This window comes from Sphingobium sp. CR2-8 (genome assembly GCF_035818615.1).
Taxonomy (GTDB): domain Bacteria; phylum Pseudomonadota; class Alphaproteobacteria; order Sphingomonadales; family Sphingomonadaceae; genus Sphingobium.
The window spans coordinates 2,568,481-2,585,588 of the sequence record NZ_JAYKZY010000002.1; the positions used below are offsets into that span (position 1 = coordinate 2,568,481).

Here is a 17,108-nt window from a genome sequence, read left to right on the forward strand (position 1 = left end):
CCCTGCCGATCAGATGTCCCGTCGCCGCGCTTGACCCTATCCGCTCAAAAATCCACCGTAGCCGACAGCCACAACCGCCGCCCTTCCTGGTTGATCGAATAAGCAGGCGTAAAGGCCGTCACCGTCGGGCTGGTCTGATACGGCACGTACAACGCATAATCGGTATCCAGCACGTTATACACCGTTGCGGCCAGGCGGAACGCCGGGGCGACCTGATATGATCCGCCCAGATGGAACACCTCGTAGCTGCGGAAATCACCCACTGCGCTCTGCTGCACATTGGCCCCGCGATAGCGGCTCGACCGGATTTCCGCCCGCGCCCACAGGCTCGCCTTGTCGCCCAGCTTCCAGCGCAGATTGCCGTTCAGCATATGTTTGGGCATGCCGATCAGCGGCAGCCCCTCTTCCGAACCGCTGAGCTGCTCGGTTTCGGTATAGGTATAGTTGGCGCTCAGCGACAATGTAGGGGTAAAGGCGAAGCGCGTTGCCACTTCCACGCCGCGCGTCCGCGCCTTGTCGATATTGATCGACTGGCTGAACAGATCGACGGCGGGGAAATTGCCGACGTCGATACAGCCCGGCCGACCCGGCGCCGCGCTGAACCGGCAGTTGGGAATGCCCGGCCCGCTCGCGATCTTGTCGTTGAAATCATTGTTGAACAGCGTCACATTGCCGCTGAAGAAGCCCTGCCCGTCATAATAGAGGCCCGCTTCATAGCTGGTGCTGGTTTCCGGCGTCAGCCCCGGCGACCCCAGTAGCGGCACGCGTCCCTGGCTGCCGAAGCCGATGATCCCCTCGGCGATCTGTTCGACCCGCGGCGTCTTGAAGCCCCGGCTCACCCCGCCCTTGAGCGTCAAGACATCATCGATGTTCCACACCGCATAGGCGCGCGGCGACCATTTGTTGCCGAAGGTCGAATGATCGTCATAGCGCGCGCCGCCGGTGATGTTGAACCCGTCGGCGACGGTCAGCGTCGCTTCGGCAAAGCCCGCCCACTGGGTGAATTTGAACGGCTCGGGCGCCACGCCCTCGACCATCCGCGCCTTCCAATATTGCCCGCCCACGGTGAAGGCGACCGGCCCGACCTTGCCCGCGAAACGCGAATCCACGATGTCGTTGCGCGCCTCCAGCGTGCGCGGCGCACCCGGCGTGGCCCCCGGCGTGCCATTGGGGATCAACCGCCCGATCGTCTCCGTCTCGTTGCGCGTCAATGTCGTGTCGAGCTGGCCAAAGCCCATGCGCCAGCTATGCGCCAGCACATAGTTGGACCGGTTGAACCGCTGCTCGGGCGCATAGCCACCCGACCCCAGCGTGCCCAGTTGCCCCTCGCTATTGTCATATGCCTGCTCGTTGCGATCATATTCCAGCCACAGGTCATGATCGGCATGGGGCGTGAAGCTCAGCCGCCCGCCATAGCTATAAATGTCCGACCGCACCGGGTTGCGCCCCAGCGTCAGCGCCGGATCGCCGGGGATCTCGATATCCGACCCCTCGCGATGGAACACGCTCCCGCGCAGCGTCAGCCCGACCAGATCCTTGACGACCGGTCCCTGCGCGAAGCCGTTGATCGACCGGATATTGCCGAAGCGGTCGTCGCCCTGGATCGTGCTTTCGGCGCTCGCGGTACCGACCCAGCGGTTGCCGACCTTGCGCGTGATGATGTTGACGACGCCGCCCATCGCGTCCGACCCGTAGAGCGTGGACATCGGCCCGCGCACCACCTCGATCCGGTCGATGGCGGAAAAGGGCGGCAGGAAGCTGGTGGAGGTCTCGCCGAACCCGTTGGGCGTCACCCCGCCCGGCGCATTCTGCCGCCGCCCGTCGATCAGCACCAGCGTATAGTCGCTGGGCATGCCGCGGATGGAGATGTTGAGGCCACCGGTCTTGCCCGCTTCACCGCCCACATCCACGCCCTGCACGTCCTGCAAGGCTTCCGCCAGACTCCCGAACCGCTTCTCCTGCAATTCCTCCCGGCCCAGCACTGTGATGCTGGCAGGCGCTTCCACGATATTCTGCTCATAGCCCGCTGCGGTCACGACGATCGCGGAAGACGCATCGCCCTCCACCGGCGCGGCGTCGGCGGCATCGGCCGCCATCGCGCTATGGCTCATCGTCGCCAAAGCAACCAGACCAGCCCCGGCACGCAGCGTGGCGCGCGAACGCAAAGATATCATAAATTCCCCCACGGATAATGCAAATGCTTATCAATAATGTGAGGGCAAAGCGCTTGTTGCGATCGATTGTCAATTGTGCGGCAAGCGGTCACGCTTGGCGGCAATCATTCCTTACAATGAAGACATGGCGCAGGCGTCCGGTCCATGCGTGAGACATGTTGTACGATAATAGCCTTATGGAGCGCCGAGATTCAGGCCCCGACCATGATGAACGCCACGCCCCACCCTGTCCTACACCCCCCAACCCATGCCACCCTCCCCGGCATGACAAAGCCAGACCTCCTCCGCTTCACCCCCGTCCCCCATGTCCGTCGCGCGCGCGGCTGGACGCCGGACGCCCAGATGGCCTTCATCGCCGCCCTGTCCCGCTGCGGCGTCGTGGCGCAGGCGGCACGCAGCGTCGGCTGCACGCCCCGCTCGGCCTATTATCTGCGTGCACGTGTCGGCGCGGAAAGTTTTGCCGCCGCCTGGGACTGGGCGCTGGAAATGGGGCTGGACGATAGTCGCGCCCGCGCCGTCGCGCTCGCCAGAGGGCAGGAGGAGCGGCCGATCGTCCGCCGCGGCAGGGTCGTGGGCACATGCATAGCAACCAACCACCGCCTGCTCTTTGCCGCCCTGCGCGCATTGGGCGCGGAACGCAGCGGCGCGCGCGCGGCGATGCCCCACCGCGAACGGATCGCCACTCGCCAGCTATTCGACCAGATCGCCCGCATGGGGCCCTACAGCCCGGACGAATGGGCCGCGCTGCGCCCCGCGCTGGCGGCGCTAGGCAGTGGCGGAGGGGGCGGCGCACCGCCCGCGCCCTTGTCATAATCTGTCGCCGGTAGGAAATAACATGTCGAAATCAGCGGGAAATATGCGAAGTTAAGCGGGACATTCCCATCGGAGACCCCACTCATGTTGACCTCCCGCCGCGATCTGCTCGCTGCCGGCGCCGCCACCGTCAGTCTCGCGGCCCTGCCCGCGCGCGCCGCCGCTACGCCAGACGCCGCCGCGCAGGCGCTGCTCGCTGACATGGCCGAAGCGATGCTGGCCGACGCGCCCGAAACCGCGTCGGGCCTGGGCATCGACACCGGCGCGCGCTCGGCCCTCAAAAGCCGCCTCGGCAACAAGACCCCCGCCGGGCAGGCGCAGATCGCCGCCCATGTGAAGGACCGTCTCGCCCGCCTGCGTGGCCTCGACCTCAAACCCCTGTCGCCCGCGACCCGCATCGATGTGGAAGTGGCGCTGACCGCGCATGAAACCGCCGACCGGGGCTTCGCCTTCCCCTTCGGCGACATGGCGATCATGAACAGCAACTGGTCCTATCGCAACAGCCCCTATGCGGTCGCGCAGAACACCGGCAGCTTCGTGGAGACCCCCGATTTCCTTGACAGCAACCATGTCATCAAGGATGCGGCCGACGCCGACGCCTATCTCGCCCGTCTTAGCGCCTATGCCGCCAATCTGGCGGGTGAGACGGAGCGCCTGAAACATGACGCCGCGATCGGCGTCACCGCCCCCGCCTTCCTGCTCGACAAGACGCTGGGGCAGATGAAGGCGGTCCAGGCCCAACCGATCGACGCCCAGGTGCCGGTCGCCTCGCTCGCCCGCCGCACGAAGGACATGCCCGGCGATTATGCCGCCAAGGCCGCCCGCATCGTCCGCGATCAGGTCGCCCCCGCCCTCGCCGCGCAGGCCGCCGAACTCACGCGCCAACGCGCCACCGCCACCATGGACGCGGGCGTGTGGAAACTGCCGCAGGGCGACGCCTATTATGCCTGGGCGCTGTCCGCCGGGACCACGACCACCATGACGCCGCAGGAGGTCCACACACTCGGCCTCGCCCAACTCGCCGCCTTGCAATCGCAGATGGACGGCCTGCTCAAACAACTGGGCATGACAAAGGGCACGGTCGGCGAACGCATGACCGCCATGGGCAAGGACCCCCAATATCTCTTCCCCAATGACGACAGCGGCCGCCAGCAGATCCTCAGTTTCATCGACGGCCGCCTCGCCGACATCCGCACCCGCCTGCCGCGTGCCTTCGCCACCCTCGTCCCCGCCAAGCTGATCGTGAAACGCGTGCCGGTGGAGATCGAGGCGGGCGCGCCCGGCGCCTATGCGGGTGCAGGCTCGATCGACGGATCGGTCCCCGGCAACTATTATATCAACCTGCGCGACACTGGCATCTGGCCCCGCTACAGCCTGCCGACGCTCTGCTATCATGAAGGCATCCCCGGCCATATCTGGCAGGGCGAATATACCTACAAGCTGCCGCTGATCCGCTCGCTGCTCGCCTTCAATGCCTATAGCGAGGGCTGGGCGCTCTATGCCGAACAGTTGGGCGACGAACTGGGCGCCTATGATGGCGACATCGCCGGGCGGCTCGGCTATCTGCAATCCATCGCCTATCGCTGCTGCCGCCTGGTGGTCGACACCGGCCTCCACGCCAAGCGCTGGACCCGCGACAAGGCGATCCACTGGTTCGCCACCACCAACGGCTCCACGGTCGAGGATGTGCAGGGCGAAGTCGACCGCTACTGCGCCTGGCCGGGCCAGGCCTGCGGCTACAAGGTCGGCCATGGCGAAATCGTCCGCCTGCGGGCACAAGCGCAAAAGGCGCTGGGCGACCGGTTCGACTTCCGCCTGTTCAACGACGCCGTGGTCAAGGGCGGCGGCGTGCCCATGACCGTGCTGGGCAAAAGCATCGACGCCTGGGTGGCGGCACGTAAGGGAGTGTAGCCTTCTTCCCCCTCCCTTCTAGGGAGGGGCCGGGGGTGGGTAGCGAGCGAAGCAAGCCCTCTACCCTTTCCTCATCACGTCACCCCAGCGAAAGCTGGGGTCTCAGGCGCTACGGCACAACCAAGAGGCGCGAGATCCCAGCCTTCGCTGGGATGACGCTGAAAAGGCTGAGCGCAAGGTGACGTAACACTTCCCGTTCCCCGGCGCAGGCCGGGGTCCAAATCGACGCCCGCAACTGGACCCCAGCCTGCGCCGGGGAACAGGAAAGAAAAAGGCCGGAGGATCACCCCCGGCCTTTCCTATCGCATCATGATCTGCGCTTACCCGACGAACGCCCGCTCGATCACGAACTGCCCCGGCGCGGCGTTCGACCCTTCGGTGAACCCCTGCCCCTCGAAATAAGCCCCGAACTGCTTGATCATCTCCATGCTGCCACACATCATGATCCGGTCGGTCTCGGGATCGAATTGCGCCGCACCCGGCACCCCCTCGAACAGCGCGCCGCTCTCGACCAGCGTGTCGATGCGCGCCGTATTGCCCTCGAACGGCTCGCGCGTCACGGTCGGTACATAATGGAACTGGGTCGCGGCCTGCTCCGACACCAGCGGATCTTCGGCCCACTTGCCTTCCATCTCATCGCGGAAGGCCAGGTCGCTCACCCGGCGCACCGAATGGACCACGACGACCTGCTCGTAAAATTCATAGACGTCCGGATCGCGCGGCAGGCTGAGGAAGGGCGCGAGGCCCGTGCCGGTCGACAGCATGAACAGCCGTTTGCCCGGCAACAGCGCGTCGGTGACGAGCGTGCCGGTTGGCTTGCGGCCGAGGTAGATCTGGTCGCCCGGCTCGATCTTCTGGAGCTTGCTCGTCAGCGGACCGTCCTGCACCTTGATCGACAGGAACTCGATTTCCTCGTCCCAGGCGGGGCTGGCGATCGAATAGGCGCGCAGCAGCGGCTTGCCGTTATCGCCCTTAAGGCCAATCATGATGAACTCGCCCGACCGGAAGCGGAAGCTGGCAGGCCGCGTGATGCGGAAGCTGAACAGATGCTCGTTCCAGTGCTTCACCGACAGCACGGTTTCCACGGAAAGCGCGCCGGTGGGTTCCAATACCGGCTTTTCGGTCGTCACGTCGGTCAACAGTCTATCCTTGCAATGCTCTGCGTCGCCTGATGGCGATGCTTTTTGCGGATCGTTCGCAATAAAGTCGAATTCCGCGAATGGCCCGTCCGCACCGCGAAGGCAAGGCCAAAAAAACTTGTGGTCCCGATAGGGCGCCCTTTGCCCGGACGCCCCGCCCCGATCGCCTAGCCGAAAAGGCCTTTGGCGATCCCGCTCAGTTCATTCAGCGGATTGCCGTCCCCATCCTTGTCGAAAAAGCCGCCCAGCTGACCCAATATCGCTTCCGGCCCGCCGAACGTGCCCAGCAGTGCCTGCAACTTGTCCGCCGACACGCCATGTTCCGCCGCCGTTTCGGCCAGGGCCGCCACGCTGGTTTCACCCGATCCGATCTTGGCGCTGATTTCGCTCAGCAATCCCTGCATCTGTTCGGGGCTGACGCCGATCTGCGCCGCAATCGCTTCCAGCCCGCCGAATTTACCGATCAGATTGTCGAACATGCTCATAACTCCTGCAACAGGTTGGCCGCCAGCATAGCACCGCCGCCACGCGCCCAAAAGCAAAAGAGCCGGAGGATCGCCCCTCCGGCTCTTTCTGTACCTTCTAGCTTTGTATCAGGCGGCGACCAGCGCCGCGCCGCGCACGCCCTCGTCCACATGGTCCACGAACTGCGCAAAATTATCCACGAACGCCTTGACCAGCGTCGCGGCGGTCGCGTCATAGGCGGTCTTGTCCGCCCACATGGCGCGCGGATCGAGGATGGTCGGCTCCACTCCGTTGACCGCGACCGGTACGTCGAACCCGAAATTGGGATCGGTGCGGAACTCCGCCTCGTTCAGGCTACCGTCCAGCGCCGCGTTCAGCAGCGCGCGCGTGACCTTGATCGGCATGCGCTTGATGCCCGGCATCGTCGCCTTGCCGCCCGCCCAGCCGGTATTCACCAGCCAGCAGGTCACGCCGCCCTTGTTGATCCGCTCTTTCAGCAGATTGCCATAGACCGACGGATGGCGCGGCATGAACGGCGCACCGAAGCAGGTGGAGAAGGTCGCGGTCGGCTCGGTCACGCCGATCTCCGTCCCCGCCACCCGCGCGGTATAGCCCGACAGGAAATGATACATCGCCTGTTCCGGGGTCAGCCGCGCGATCGGCGGCAACACGCCATAGGCATCGGCTGTCAGGAAGATGATGTTCTTGGGCACCGGTCCCAGATTCTTCTCCGACGTGTTGGGGATGAAATCGATCGGGTAGGAACCGCGGCTATTCTCAGCCAGGCTATTGTCGTCCAGGTCGATTTCGCGCGTCTCCTCGTCGATCACGACATTTTCCAGCACCGTGCCGAACCGCTTGGTGGTGGCGAAAATCTCCGGTTCGGCCTCGGCCGACAGGTTGATCATCTTGGCGTAGCAGCCGCCCTCGAAATTGAAGACGGCCGTGTCCGACCAGCCATGCTCGTCGTCGCCGATCAGCGTGCGGCTGGCGTCCGCCGATAGCGTCGTCTTGCCCGTGCCCGACAGGCCGAAGAAGACCGCCGTGTCGCCATTTGCGCCGATATTGGCGGAACAATGCATCGGCATCACGCCCTTCACCGGCAGCAGGTAATTGAGGATGCCGAACACCGACTTCTTCATCTCGCCGGCATAGGCGGTGCCGCCGATCAGGATCAGCTTCTCGGTGAAGTTGACCGCGACCACGGTTTCGCTGCGGCAACCATGGCGCGCCGGATCGGCCTTGAAGGTCGGCAGGTCGATGATCGTATATTCGGGCGCGAAGTCCGCCAGCTCATCGGCGCTCGGGCGCACCAGCAGGGTACGGATGAACAGATTGTGCCAGGCCCGCTCGTTGATGACGCGCACCTTCACGCGGTGTTCGGGCTGCGATCCGCCGAACAGGTCCGCGACATAGAGGGTGCTCTTGTCACCCAGCGCCTTGAAAAAATCTTCCTTCAGCGCCGCGAAATGTGCGGGCGTCATCGCGACGTTGGTGGAACCCCACCAGACGCTGTTCTCGGTCTCGGCGTCGCGGACGATGAACTTGTCCTTGGCGCTGCGGCCGGTATGCTTGCCGGTCTTGACGACCAGCGGGCCGTCCTTGGACAATATGCCTTCGCCATTGCGCACCGCGGCTTCGACCAGCGGCGCCGTGCCGAGATTCCAGAACTGGGTGGCATCGGTCTTTATGCCCTGGTCTGCCAGGGTGATTGAGGATTTGGCCTGCACGCCTTTGCTCCTGATATGATGTTCGTATCGCGTCATGATCTATGTCCGCGATCGTTCCGCCCCTCGGGCGCCGCTTGTTTGGCACGGCGTCCCTTGCTGCTGACGATCGAAGGCATAGGGCTTTGCGGGGACAGCGTCAAATCCCCGAAATGCCCCACATGTCCCGAATTTCGACGCCCCGGCCGCACGATCGGCCGTGCATCCCGCCTTCCCCCTTCCTTGCGGCGGACGACGCCTTCGTCTAACGCTGGCCAACCATCTTTCTTCACGATCATCTGGGATACCGCATGACCGCAACCATCGCCCTGGTGGATGACGACAAGAATATCCTGACATCGGTGTCGATCACGCTTCAGGCCGAAGGCTTTCTGACGCGCATCTATTCCGATCCGGAAAGCGCGCTGAAGGCGCTGCTGGAAAACCCCGCCGACCTCGCCGTCTTCGATATCAAGATGCCACGCATGGACGGCATCGAACTGCTGCGGCGGCTGCGCGAAAAGAGCCAGATGCCGGTCATCTTCCTGACGTCCAAGGCGGATGAGCTGGACGAGGCGCTGGGCCTGGCCATGGGCGCGGACGACTATATCGCCAAACCCTTTTCCCAGCGCCTGCTGCTCGCCCGCATCCGCGCCATCCTGCGCCGCGCCGAAGTCAGCAAGACGCCCGAAGCGCCCGACCAGCCGGTGGCCGACCCGATCCTGCGCGGACGGCTGGAAATGGACCCGGCGCGCCATCGGGTGAAATGGAACGGGCAGGACGTTACCTTGACCGTCACCGAATTTCTGATCCTGGAAACCCTTGCGCAGCGGCCCGGCGTGGTGAAGAACCGCAACCAGTTGATGGACGCCGCCTATCAGGACGACGTCTATGTCGACGACCGCACGATCGACAGCCATATCAAGCGGCTGCGGCGCAAATTCCGCGAGGTGGATTCCGACTTCAATGCGATCGACACCCTCTATGGCGCCGGCTACCGCTTCTCCGAAGAGTGAAGACTGCGTGCCGCTGGCGGTGCGCTGGTCGGGGCGGCTCAGCCTCACGCCGCGCATTCTGGCGGTCAATGTCTTCGCGCTGGCTTTGCTCGCGGGCGGCTTCTTCTATCTCGACAGCTATCGCACCCGGATCATCGACGCACGTCTGGAACAGTCCGCGCGCGAACTCAAACTGCTCGCCATCGGCCTGGAAAATGCGCCTGCCGACCGGCACGACGCCCTGATCGCGGCCTATTCGCGCCAGACCGGCGACCGCGTCCGCCGCTTTGCGCCCGACGGCAGGCTGATCGCCGACAGCTTCACGATGGACGCGCCCCGCTACCGCCTGCGATCACCATCGGAAGAAGAATGGCAGCGCCATGTCGCCCGCTTCCTCGACAAGGTGGTGGACCGGATCGTGTCGGCCGATCGCCCGCCCGATTTCGTGGAACCGGCGATCGACCGCGCCGACGCCTGGCCCGAACTGCTGATGACGCGCAAGACCGGCCAGCCCCAGGCGTTGAATCGCTACGCGCCCGACCGCACCTTCATGATCTCCGCCGCGACCGGCGTGCGCGATGGCACCGCTTTGCTAGCGACCGAAAACGCCCGCGACATCACCCGCATCGTCCGCGCCGAACGGCTGCGTCTCGGCATGGTGCTGGCGGTCGCGGTGCTGGCGTCGGTGCTGCTCTCGCTGTTCCTGGCGCGCACCATCGTCCAGCCGCTCCAGCGCCTCGCGCGCGCCGCCGTGCGCGTTCGCCTGGGCCGCGCGCGCGAAGTCACGGTGCCGCGCCTGCCTGAACGGCGCGACGAGATCGGCATGCTCGCCCGCGCCTTGTCCGACATGAGCCACGCGCTGCGCCAGCGGATCGACGCGACCGACGCCTTCGCCGCCGACGTCAGCCATGAACTCAAAAACCCCATCGCCTCGCTGCGCTCCGCACTCGATTCGCTGGAACGCGTGGACCGGCCCGACCTGCGAGACCAACTGATGGCCATCGCACAGGACGATGTGCGCCGCCTCGACCGGCTCGTCACCGACATTGCCGAAGCCTCGCGCGTCGACGCCGAACTGTCCCGCACCCGGTTCGAACCGATCGACCTTGGCCTGCTGATCGAACGCATGGTCATCGCCCGCGAAGCGCGCGGCGTGCCCCATGGCGTCCGCCTCGCCTTCGCCCGCCCGCGCAAGGATGTCGCGGTGGTGCTGGGGGAGGAAGGCCGCCTGATCCGCGTCCTCGACAATCTGATCGACAATGCCGTGTCCTTCTCGCCCGAAGGCGGCCTGGTCCAGATCATCGCCACCGTCGCCGACAGCGAAGTGCTGGTCAGCGTCGAGGATGAAGGCCCCGGCGTCCCCGAATCCGAACGCGAACATATCTTCCGCCGCTTCCACAGCGTCCGTCCGGAAGGCGAAGCGTTCGGCAAGCATTCGGGCCTCGGCCTCGCCATCGCCCGCTCGATCATCGAAGGGCATCAGGGCAAGATCGGCATCGGCGACCGCGAAGATGCATTGAGCGGCGCCCGTTTCATCCTGCGCCTGCCCATGGCGGTGGAGCGCGATCCCGGCATCGTGTCCGAATAGGACAGGCGCTGATCGCCAACGGCATTCCCATCCGCGCCAACACAGGTTAGAAGGGGCGCGGGGTATGGCAAGGGCACTTTCATCCGAAACGCTGCATGCGACGAGCGTGGCCATCGACGGCCGCGTCGTGCTGCTGTGCGGGCCAAGCGGCGCGGGCAAGTCCGACCTGGCGCTGCGCCTGATCGACCGGGGCGCCATTCTCGTCAGCGATGATTATACGCTGGTCAAGCGCATCGACGGTCGGCTGGTCGCCACCGCCCCCGACACGATCCGGGGCAAGATGGAGGTGCGCGGGCTGGGCATCCTTCCCACGCCGTCGGTGGACGATGCGCCCGTCGCCCTGCTCGCCGACCTGTTCGACAAGGTCGACCGCATGCCGCTCACGCCCTTCCACCGCGCGGTCGCGGGCATGGACGTGCCGGTGGTCAAGATCGCCCCGTTCGAGGCCTCCGCCCCGATCAAGGTTGAACTGGCGATCAGGACGCTGGGCCTGAAAGGGACGGACGCCGCATGACGACCCCGCCCAAGACCATATTGCTGCTGTCCGGCCTGTCGGGCGCGGGCAAGACGACCGCGCTCAAGACGCTGGAGGATATGGGCTGGGAAGTGGTGGACAATCTGCCGCTGGTCCTGCTCGATCGCCTGCTCGACACCCCCCTGCCCGCGGGCCACGACGATGATGGCGACCGTCCGCTGGCGCTGGGCATCGACGCGCGCACCCGTGGCTTCGACGCGAACGCCATCGTGCAGCGGATCAAGGCGCTGCGCGATCGCCACGGCCATGATATCGAAACCCTCTTCCTCGACTGTTCGGGCACCGAGCTGGAGCGACGCTTCGCCGAAACGCGTCGCCGCCACCCGCTCGCGCTCGACCGCCCGGCCGCCGACGGCATCGCGCGCGAACGCGAACTGACCGAACCGCTGCGCCGCTGGGCGAGCCAGGTCATCGACACCACCAGCTTCACCAGCAACGCGCTCCAGCAGGAAATCCGCAACCGCTTCTCGCGCGAAAAGCTATCGGAGCCGGTGCTCACGATCCTGTCCTTCGGCTTCTCGCGCGGGGTGCCGCGCAACGCCGACCTGATGTTCGACGTCCGCTTTCTGCGCAACCCGCACTGGGACGCGGACCTGCGCCCTAAAACCGGTCTGGACCCGGACGTCGCCGCCTATATCCGCGAAGATCCCGCCTATGAGGACGCGATCGGCAAGATCGAGGATTTGCTCGCCACCCTGCTGCCGCGCTATTCGGAAGGCGGGAAGGCCTATATCACCGTCGCGTTCGGCTGCACGGGCGGCAAGCATCGCTCCGTCCATGTCGCGCAACGTGTCGCGAACTACTTGCAAGATGCGGGCTTTTCGCCCACGGTCTTGCACCGCAATATTGAATCGACGCCCCAGGATAGTCTGGAGAAGCGCCGTCCGGGAGGCCCGAAAGCATTATCATGAAGCAGGTGGGCCGCAAAAAAACATGATCGGACTCGTACTCGTCACCCATGGGTCGCTGGCGACCGAATTTGTCGTAGCCATGGAACATGTGGTCGGCCCGCAGCAGCAGATCGAAACGATCTGCATCGGGCCGGAAGACGACATGGAATTGCGCCGCGCGGACATCGCGACGGCAGTCGCGCGCGTCAATGACGGATCGGGCGTGATCCTGCTGACCGACCTGTTCGGCGGCACGCCTTCCAACCTTGCCATCTCGCTGCTGAAAGCAGGCGAGATCGAAGTGATCGCGGGCATCAACCTGCCCATGCTCATCCGCCTGGAAAGCGCGCGCAAGGTCATGGACGTGCGCGCCGCGGTTGCCGCCGCGCGCGAAGCCGGGCAGAAATATATCAGCGTAGCGTCGGAACTGTTGGGCAGCACCACATGAACGAAATCAGCCGGGAAGTCCGTATCAGCAACAAGCGCGGCCTCCACGCCCGCGCCAGCGCCAAATTCGTGACACTGGCGAGCGGCCTGCCCGCCGATATCCTGGTCAGCAAGGACGGCAACCATGTCACCGGCACGTCGATCATGGGCCTGATGATGCTGGGCGCGGCGATGGGCGACAGCATCACCATCAAGGCGACCGGCCCGGAAGCCGCCGAATCCCTGGGCCAGCTGGTCGGCCTGGTCGAAGACAAGTTCGGCGAGGAATAACGAAAGATAGTATCGGCACTGCCTGGACAGTTCCCCTGCCCTTCGACTGCCTGCGAAGGCAGGCGCTCAGGATAAACTTCGGCTGAAGGCCGGGGCCCAGGGCTCCTGGACGCAACGCCCGCTCCTTCTGGACCCCGGCCTACGCCGGGGAACATCATGTTTCGAACTTAAGAGGTCTGGTCCCGGCTAACCACGCCCTCACTCCACGATCTCGCCCTCGCGCCGCATCTTGGTAAAGATGTTCCAGGTCGCGATGAACAGCGCGGCGATGACCGGCCCGATGACGATCCCGTTGAAGCCGAACAGCTCGATCCCGCCCAGCGTCGAAATCAGCACGACATAATCGGGGATGCGCGTGTCGCGCCCCACCAATATCGGGCGTAGCACATTGTCGACCGACCCGATGATCAGCGCCCCGCTCGCCACGACGACGATCGCCTGCCAGATCTCGCCGGTCGCGAACAGATAGAGCGCCACCGGCCCCCACACGATCGCCGCGCCGATCGCGGGCAACAGTGAGAAAGCACCCATCAGTACGCCCCACAGCAGCGCGCCCTGAATGCCCACGGCCCAGAAGATGATGCCGCCCAGCACGCCCTGTACGATGGCGACGACCAGGCTGCCCTTCACCGTCGCGCGGATGACCACGACGAAGCGGGTCAGCAAAGCCTCGCGCTGATGCGGCCGCAAGGGCGCGGCTTCGGCGAAACGCTGCGACAGTTTCTCGCCGTCGCGCAGCAGGAAGAAGGACAGATACAGCATCACGCCCAGCGCGATGACGAAGCTGAAGGCGCTCTGGCCGATCAGCAGCGCCTGCCCCGCCCAGGTGCGGAAACTGCTGGTCAGCCCCCGCGTCACGGTGATGCGCGCCGCATCGAAATTATTGAGGCCGAACCGGCGCAGCAGGCCATGCGCCCAGTCGGGCAACGCCGCCTGCATCTGCGCGAACATGCGCGCGAAATCGATCTGGCCCGACTGGATCTGCGCGTAGATATGCGCGGCTTCCTGAATTAACGCGAAGGACAGCAGGATCGCGGGAATGATGACGATGGCGATGATCAGCAGCAGCGTGATGAGCGCCGCGCTGTTGCGCCGTCCCGGCATCCGGGCGGCAATGCGCTGCTGGATCGGCCAAAACAGCACGGCGACGATAATGCCCCACAACACCGCCGCGAAAAACGGCTCCAGCACCGCGGCAAAGGCGATGGACACCAGGATGACGAGGCTGAGGAAGAAACCGTCCTCCAACTTGTAACTACGGGACGGTGCTATGGTCATGATTCCCCCCTATGCAATAACGGGAGCGAAATCCATGGCGATCGTTGCGGTTCCATTATGGACACGGCAATAACGGCCATGGCGGACTGGCCGCACAAAGCCCGCTGTCTTTTTCCGCCACCCGCCGCTAGAGCAGCGTCGACATCAGCAAGGGACCAGCAACGACCGTGGCACGCGAGATCACCGGATTTTCCAACCCGCTGGTGAAGCGCGTCCGATCCCTGCGCGAAAAGAAGCATCGCAAGGCCGAAGGACTGTTTCTGGCCGAAGGGCTGCGCATCCTCACCGAAGCGCGCGAGGAGGGCGTTCTGCCCGAATTGCTGTTCCACGCCGGATCGACACACCCACTGGCGCTGGACCTGATCGCGGCGATGGAGGCGGTCGATGGCGACGTCATCGAAACCACGCCCGACATCCTGTCCAAGATCAGCGGCAAGGATAACGCGCAGGCGGTGGTCGGCGTCTATCGCGACCGGCTGACCCCGCTCGACAAACTCGACCGCACCAAAGCGGACATCTGGATCGTCGCGCAATCGCTGCGCGATCCGGGCAACCTCGGCACCATATTGCGCACCGGCGACGCGGTCGGGGCGGGCGGTCTCATCCTCATCGACGATTGCGTCGATCCCTTCTCGGTCGAATCGGTCCGCGCCTCCATGGGCGCACTCTTCACCCAGTCGATCACCCAGGCACGCTGGGGCGAGTTCATGCACTGGCTGCGCCAGGGACCGGGCGAACTGATCGGCACCAGCCTCAAAGCCACGCAGGATTATCAGGAACCCCGCTATGCCAGCCCCAGCTTCCTGCTGGTCGGCAACGAAGCGCAGGGCCTGCCGGAAAGCTACGAAGCCGAATGCGACCAACTGGTGAAAATGCCGATGCTGGGCAAGGCCGACAGCCTGAACGCCGCAGTGGCGACGGCGGTCATGGCCTATGAATTGCTCAACCAGAAGCGACGAGGATAATAGCCTGTTCCCCGGCGAAGGCCGGGGTCCAGTCCTGCCGTCGGAACTGGACCCCGGCCTTCGCCGGGGAACGCGTCGGGCAAAACGGTTAAGGTGGGAACGGGGCGAAAAGACATGACGCAAACGAACGGCATCGGCGAAATGTGGCGGCACAAGCGCGTGCTATCCGCCAGCCTGATCGGCACGGCGGTCGAATTTTACGACTTCTACATCTACGCCACCGCCGCCAGCCTGATCTTCCCCTCGCTGTTCTTCCCCTCCTCCTCGCCCACCGCGCAGCTGATGGCCTCCTATGGCAGCCTCGCCCTCGCCTTCTTCGCCCGACCGGTGGGCGCGGCGGTGTTCGGTCATTATGGTGATCGCATCGGACGCAAGGCGACGCTGGTCGCCTCGCTGATGCTGATGGGCGGCTGCACGCTGTTGATCGGCTTCCTGCCCACCTATCAGATGATCGGCTATTGGGCGCCGCTGATCCTGTGTCTGCTGCGCTTCGGACAGGGCTTTGGCCTCGGCGGCGAATGGGGCGGCGCGGCTTTGCTGGCGGTGGAGAATGCTCCGCCCGGCTGGCGCGCCCGCTTCGGCATGTTCCCGCAACTGGGCGCGCCGGTCGGCTTCATCGCCGCCAACGGCCTGTTCCTGATACTGGGCGCCTTCCTGACGGACGCGGACTTCTTCGCATGGGGCTGGCGCCTGCCCTTCTTGGGCAGCGCCGTGCTGGTGATCCTCGGACTCTGGGTTCGCCTGAAACTCACCGAAACGCCCGAGTTCGCCGCCGCGCAGAAGGACACGCCGCCGCCCGCCGTGCCGCTCGCCACCCTGCTCTCCTCCCATCTGGGCGCGGCGATCGCGGGCACCTTCGCCTGCGCCGCCTGCTTCGCGGTCTATTATATCGCCACCGCCTTCGCGCTCGGCTACGGCACCACCACGCTCGGCATCGGCCGCAGCAGCTTCCTGTCGATCCAGCTGGGCGCGATCCTGTTCATGGCGGTGAGCATCATCCTCGCCGGCTGGTGGTCGGACCGCACCAGCCCCACCACCGCTCTCGCTTGGGGCTGCGTCGGCACCGTCGCGATGGGCCTCGTCTTCGGCCCGCTGATCGGCACCGGCGCGCTGCTCCCGATCTTCATCGCGCTCAGCCTCGCGCTATTCGTCATGGGCTTCATCTACGGCCCGCTGGGCGCTTACCTCCCCGCCCTCTTCCCGATCCAGCTGCGTTACACCGGCGCATCCTTCGCCTTCAATCTGGGCGGCATCGTCGGCGGCGCACTCGCGCCCATCGTCGCGACCTGGCTGATCGGCGCGCAGGGCGTGGGCCTGGTTGGCCTCTATATGTCGGCGGCGGCGCTCATCAGCCTCGTCGGCCTCTGGTTCACCAGCCGCACACCCGCCATCAGATAGGCTTGCGCATCAACAGCATCGGCACGCCGCTATCCTCGAAAGCGCGCACGCCTTCGAAGCCGAAGCTGCGATAGAGCGGCACCCCCGCCATGGTGCCGGACAGTTCGAGCGCGCCGAACCCCTCCACCTTCGCGGCGGCTTGGCAGAGCGACAGGATCAGCGTCCCCACGCCTTTGCGGACATGGTCGGGATGCGTATACATCGCCCGCACCTTCGCCGCTTCCGTGGCCGGATCGAGCAGCCGGTCGTCGCGCCCAGCGCTATGATCGCCGCCATAGGCGGTCGCCCGTCGGCTCCACCCACCGCACCCCGCGATCGCGCCTGCGTCCTCGATCACGAAATAGGTGCCATCGGCGATCAACCGTCTGTCCAGGCCCATGAAAGCATGGCTGGCCGCGATCTGCGCCGGATCGATAAACCCGGCCTGAAGCCGCTCGATCGCCTCCGTCATCAACGCGGACAGCGCCGGTTCGTCGGCCGCTACAGCCAGGCGGTGTGTCAATGTCATGCCATCGTCCTGCAACGAAAACGACC

General features: G+C 65.2%; 16 protein-coding genes. 10 read left to right on the top strand and 6 right to left on the bottom strand.

Annotated features, from left to right (window positions below):
• Positions 1-44 precede the first annotated feature (44 nt).
• Positions 45-2,111, bottom strand: coding sequence for a TonB-dependent receptor domain-containing protein (locus U5A82_RS16350; protein WP_442802217.1), 2,067 nt, complete (start codon positions 2,109-2,111; stop codon positions 45-47).
• 327 nt (positions 2,112-2,438) lie between these two features.
• On the opposite strand from U5A82_RS16350, the gene U5A82_RS16355 reads away from it, so the two are divergent.
• Entirely contained in the window at positions 2,439-2,987 is a 549-nt protein-coding gene (locus U5A82_RS16355) for a hypothetical protein (RefSeq protein ID WP_326291892.1), read from the top strand.
• An 84-nt stretch (positions 2,988-3,071) separates the two neighbouring features.
• Complete coding sequence (locus U5A82_RS16360) at positions 3,072-4,898, top strand: DUF885 domain-containing protein (RefSeq protein ID WP_326291893.1); 1,827 nt, start codon at positions 3,072-3,074, stop codon at positions 4,896-4,898.
• Positions 4,899-5,218: 320 nt separating this feature from the next.
• Here U5A82_RS16360 and U5A82_RS16365 read toward each other — a convergent pair whose 3' ends face one another.
• The 3 genes from U5A82_RS16365 to U5A82_RS16375 all read right to left on the bottom strand — a co-directional run bounded on the left by U5A82_RS16365 (position 5,219) and on the right by U5A82_RS16375 (position 8,232).
• Complete coding sequence (locus U5A82_RS16365) at positions 5,219-6,037, bottom strand: ferredoxin--NADP reductase (protein ID WP_326291894.1); 819 nt, start codon at positions 6,035-6,037, stop codon at positions 5,219-5,221.
• Positions 6,038-6,204: 167 nt separating this feature from the next.
• The gene (locus U5A82_RS16370) at positions 6,205-6,522 is read right to left on the bottom strand and encodes a hypothetical protein (protein ID WP_326291895.1); all 318 of its coding nucleotides are present in this window, start codon (positions 6,520-6,522) and stop codon (positions 6,205-6,207) included.
• Between the two features lie 108 nt (positions 6,523-6,630).
• Complete coding sequence (locus U5A82_RS16375; RefSeq protein ID WP_326291896.1) at positions 6,631-8,232, bottom strand: phosphoenolpyruvate carboxykinase; 1,602 nt, start codon at positions 8,230-8,232, stop codon at positions 6,631-6,633.
• Positions 8,233-8,519: 287 nt separating this feature from the next.
• On the opposite strand from U5A82_RS16375, the gene U5A82_RS16380 reads away from it, so the two are divergent.
• The 6 genes from U5A82_RS16380 to U5A82_RS16405 all read left to right on the top strand — a co-directional run bounded on the left by U5A82_RS16380 (position 8,520) and on the right by U5A82_RS16405 (position 12,933).
• Positions 8,520-9,224: a response regulator transcription factor gene (locus tag U5A82_RS16380; RefSeq protein ID WP_326291897.1), complete on the top strand. Its 705-nt coding sequence runs from the start codon at positions 8,520-8,522 to the stop codon at positions 9,222-9,224.
• Entirely contained in the window at positions 9,193-10,791 is a 1,599-nt protein-coding gene (locus U5A82_RS16385) for a sensor histidine kinase (RefSeq protein ID WP_326291898.1), read from the top strand. The genes U5A82_RS16380 and U5A82_RS16385 overlap by 32 nt, the downstream gene beginning before the upstream one ends.
• Before the next feature lie 64 nt (positions 10,792-10,855).
• A complete protein-coding gene (locus tag U5A82_RS16390) occupies positions 10,856-11,305 on the top strand; it encodes an HPr kinase/phosphorylase (protein WP_326291899.1) in 450 nt (149 codons plus the stop codon).
• The gene (rapZ, locus tag U5A82_RS16395) at positions 11,302-12,237 is read left to right on the top strand and encodes an RNase adapter RapZ (RefSeq protein ID WP_326291900.1); all 936 of its coding nucleotides are present in this window, start codon (positions 11,302-11,304) and stop codon (positions 12,235-12,237) included. Before U5A82_RS16390 ends, rapZ begins: the two co-directional genes overlap by 4 nt.
• Before the next feature lie 22 nt (positions 12,238-12,259).
• Positions 12,260-12,664: a PTS sugar transporter subunit IIA gene (locus tag U5A82_RS16400; RefSeq protein WP_037477253.1), complete on the top strand. Its 405-nt coding sequence runs from the start codon at positions 12,260-12,262 to the stop codon at positions 12,662-12,664.
• Positions 12,661-12,933: an HPr family phosphocarrier protein gene (locus U5A82_RS16405; protein ID WP_326291901.1), complete on the top strand. Its 273-nt coding sequence runs from the start codon at positions 12,661-12,663 to the stop codon at positions 12,931-12,933. Before U5A82_RS16400 ends, U5A82_RS16405 begins: the two co-directional genes overlap by 4 nt.
• Positions 12,934-13,131: 198 nt before the next feature.
• On the opposite strand, the gene U5A82_RS16410 is transcribed toward U5A82_RS16405, so the two are convergent.
• Positions 13,132-14,211: an AI-2E family transporter gene (locus tag U5A82_RS16410; protein ID WP_326291903.1), complete on the bottom strand. Its 1,080-nt coding sequence runs from the start codon at positions 14,209-14,211 to the stop codon at positions 13,132-13,134.
• Between the two features lie 167 nt (positions 14,212-14,378).
• Between U5A82_RS16410 and U5A82_RS16415 the strand changes: the two genes are divergently transcribed.
• Together U5A82_RS16415 and U5A82_RS16420 are read left to right on the top strand one after the other, a co-directional pair.
• The gene (locus tag U5A82_RS16415) at positions 14,379-15,176 is read left to right on the top strand and encodes a TrmH family RNA methyltransferase (protein WP_326291904.1); all 798 of its coding nucleotides are present in this window, start codon (positions 14,379-14,381) and stop codon (positions 15,174-15,176) included.
• 114 nt (positions 15,177-15,290) lie between these two features.
• Positions 15,291-16,574 (top strand): MFS transporter, encoded by a 1,284-nt coding sequence (locus U5A82_RS16420; protein WP_326291905.1) that lies wholly within the window; start codon positions 15,291-15,293, stop codon positions 16,572-16,574.
• Here U5A82_RS16420 and U5A82_RS16425 read toward each other — a convergent pair.
• Positions 16,567-17,082, bottom strand: coding sequence for a GNAT family N-acetyltransferase (locus tag U5A82_RS16425; RefSeq protein ID WP_326291906.1), 516 nt, complete (start codon positions 17,080-17,082; stop codon positions 16,567-16,569). The genes U5A82_RS16420 and U5A82_RS16425 overlap by 8 nt on opposite strands.
• Positions 17,083-17,108: the final 26 nt, after the last annotated feature.

Bases quoted from the DNA above. Each gene is read 5' to 3' on its own strand.
- U5A82_RS16350 (WP_442802217.1), bottom strand. From the start codon at position 2,111: ATGAGCCATAGCGCGATGGCGGCCGATGCCGCCGACGCCGCGCCGGTG.
- U5A82_RS16380 (WP_326291897.1), top strand. From the start codon at position 8,520: ATGACCGCAACCATCGCCCTGGTGGATGACGACAAGAATATCCTGACA.
- U5A82_RS16370 (WP_326291895.1), bottom strand. From the start codon at position 6,522: ATGAGCATGTTCGACAATCTGATCGGTAAATTCGGCGGGCTGGAAGCG.
- U5A82_RS16425 (WP_326291906.1), bottom strand. From the start codon at position 17,082: ATGACATTGACACACCGCCTGGCTGTAGCGGCCGACGAACCGGCGCTG.
- U5A82_RS16385 (WP_326291898.1), top strand. From the start codon at position 9,193: ATGGCGCCGGCTACCGCTTCTCCGAAGAGTGAAGACTGCGTGCCGCTG.
- U5A82_RS16410 (WP_326291903.1), bottom strand. From the start codon at position 14,211: ATGACCATAGCACCGTCCCGTAGTTACAAGTTGGAGGACGGTTTCTTC.
- rapZ (WP_326291900.1), top strand. From the start codon at position 11,302: ATGACGACCCCGCCCAAGACCATATTGCTGCTGTCCGGCCTGTCGGGC.
- U5A82_RS16355 (WP_326291892.1), top strand. From the start codon at position 2,439: ATGACAAAGCCAGACCTCCTCCGCTTCACCCCCGTCCCCCATGTCCGT.
- U5A82_RS16390 (WP_326291899.1), top strand. From the start codon at position 10,856: ATGGCAAGGGCACTTTCATCCGAAACGCTGCATGCGACGAGCGTGGCC.
- U5A82_RS16400 (WP_037477253.1), top strand. From the start codon at position 12,260: ATGATCGGACTCGTACTCGTCACCCATGGGTCGCTGGCGACCGAATTT.
- U5A82_RS16360 (WP_326291893.1), top strand. From the start codon at position 3,072: ATGTTGACCTCCCGCCGCGATCTGCTCGCTGCCGGCGCCGCCACCGTC.
- U5A82_RS16420 (WP_326291905.1), top strand. From the start codon at position 15,291: ATGACGCAAACGAACGGCATCGGCGAAATGTGGCGGCACAAGCGCGTG.
- U5A82_RS16405 (WP_326291901.1), top strand. From the start codon at position 12,661: ATGAACGAAATCAGCCGGGAAGTCCGTATCAGCAACAAGCGCGGCCTC.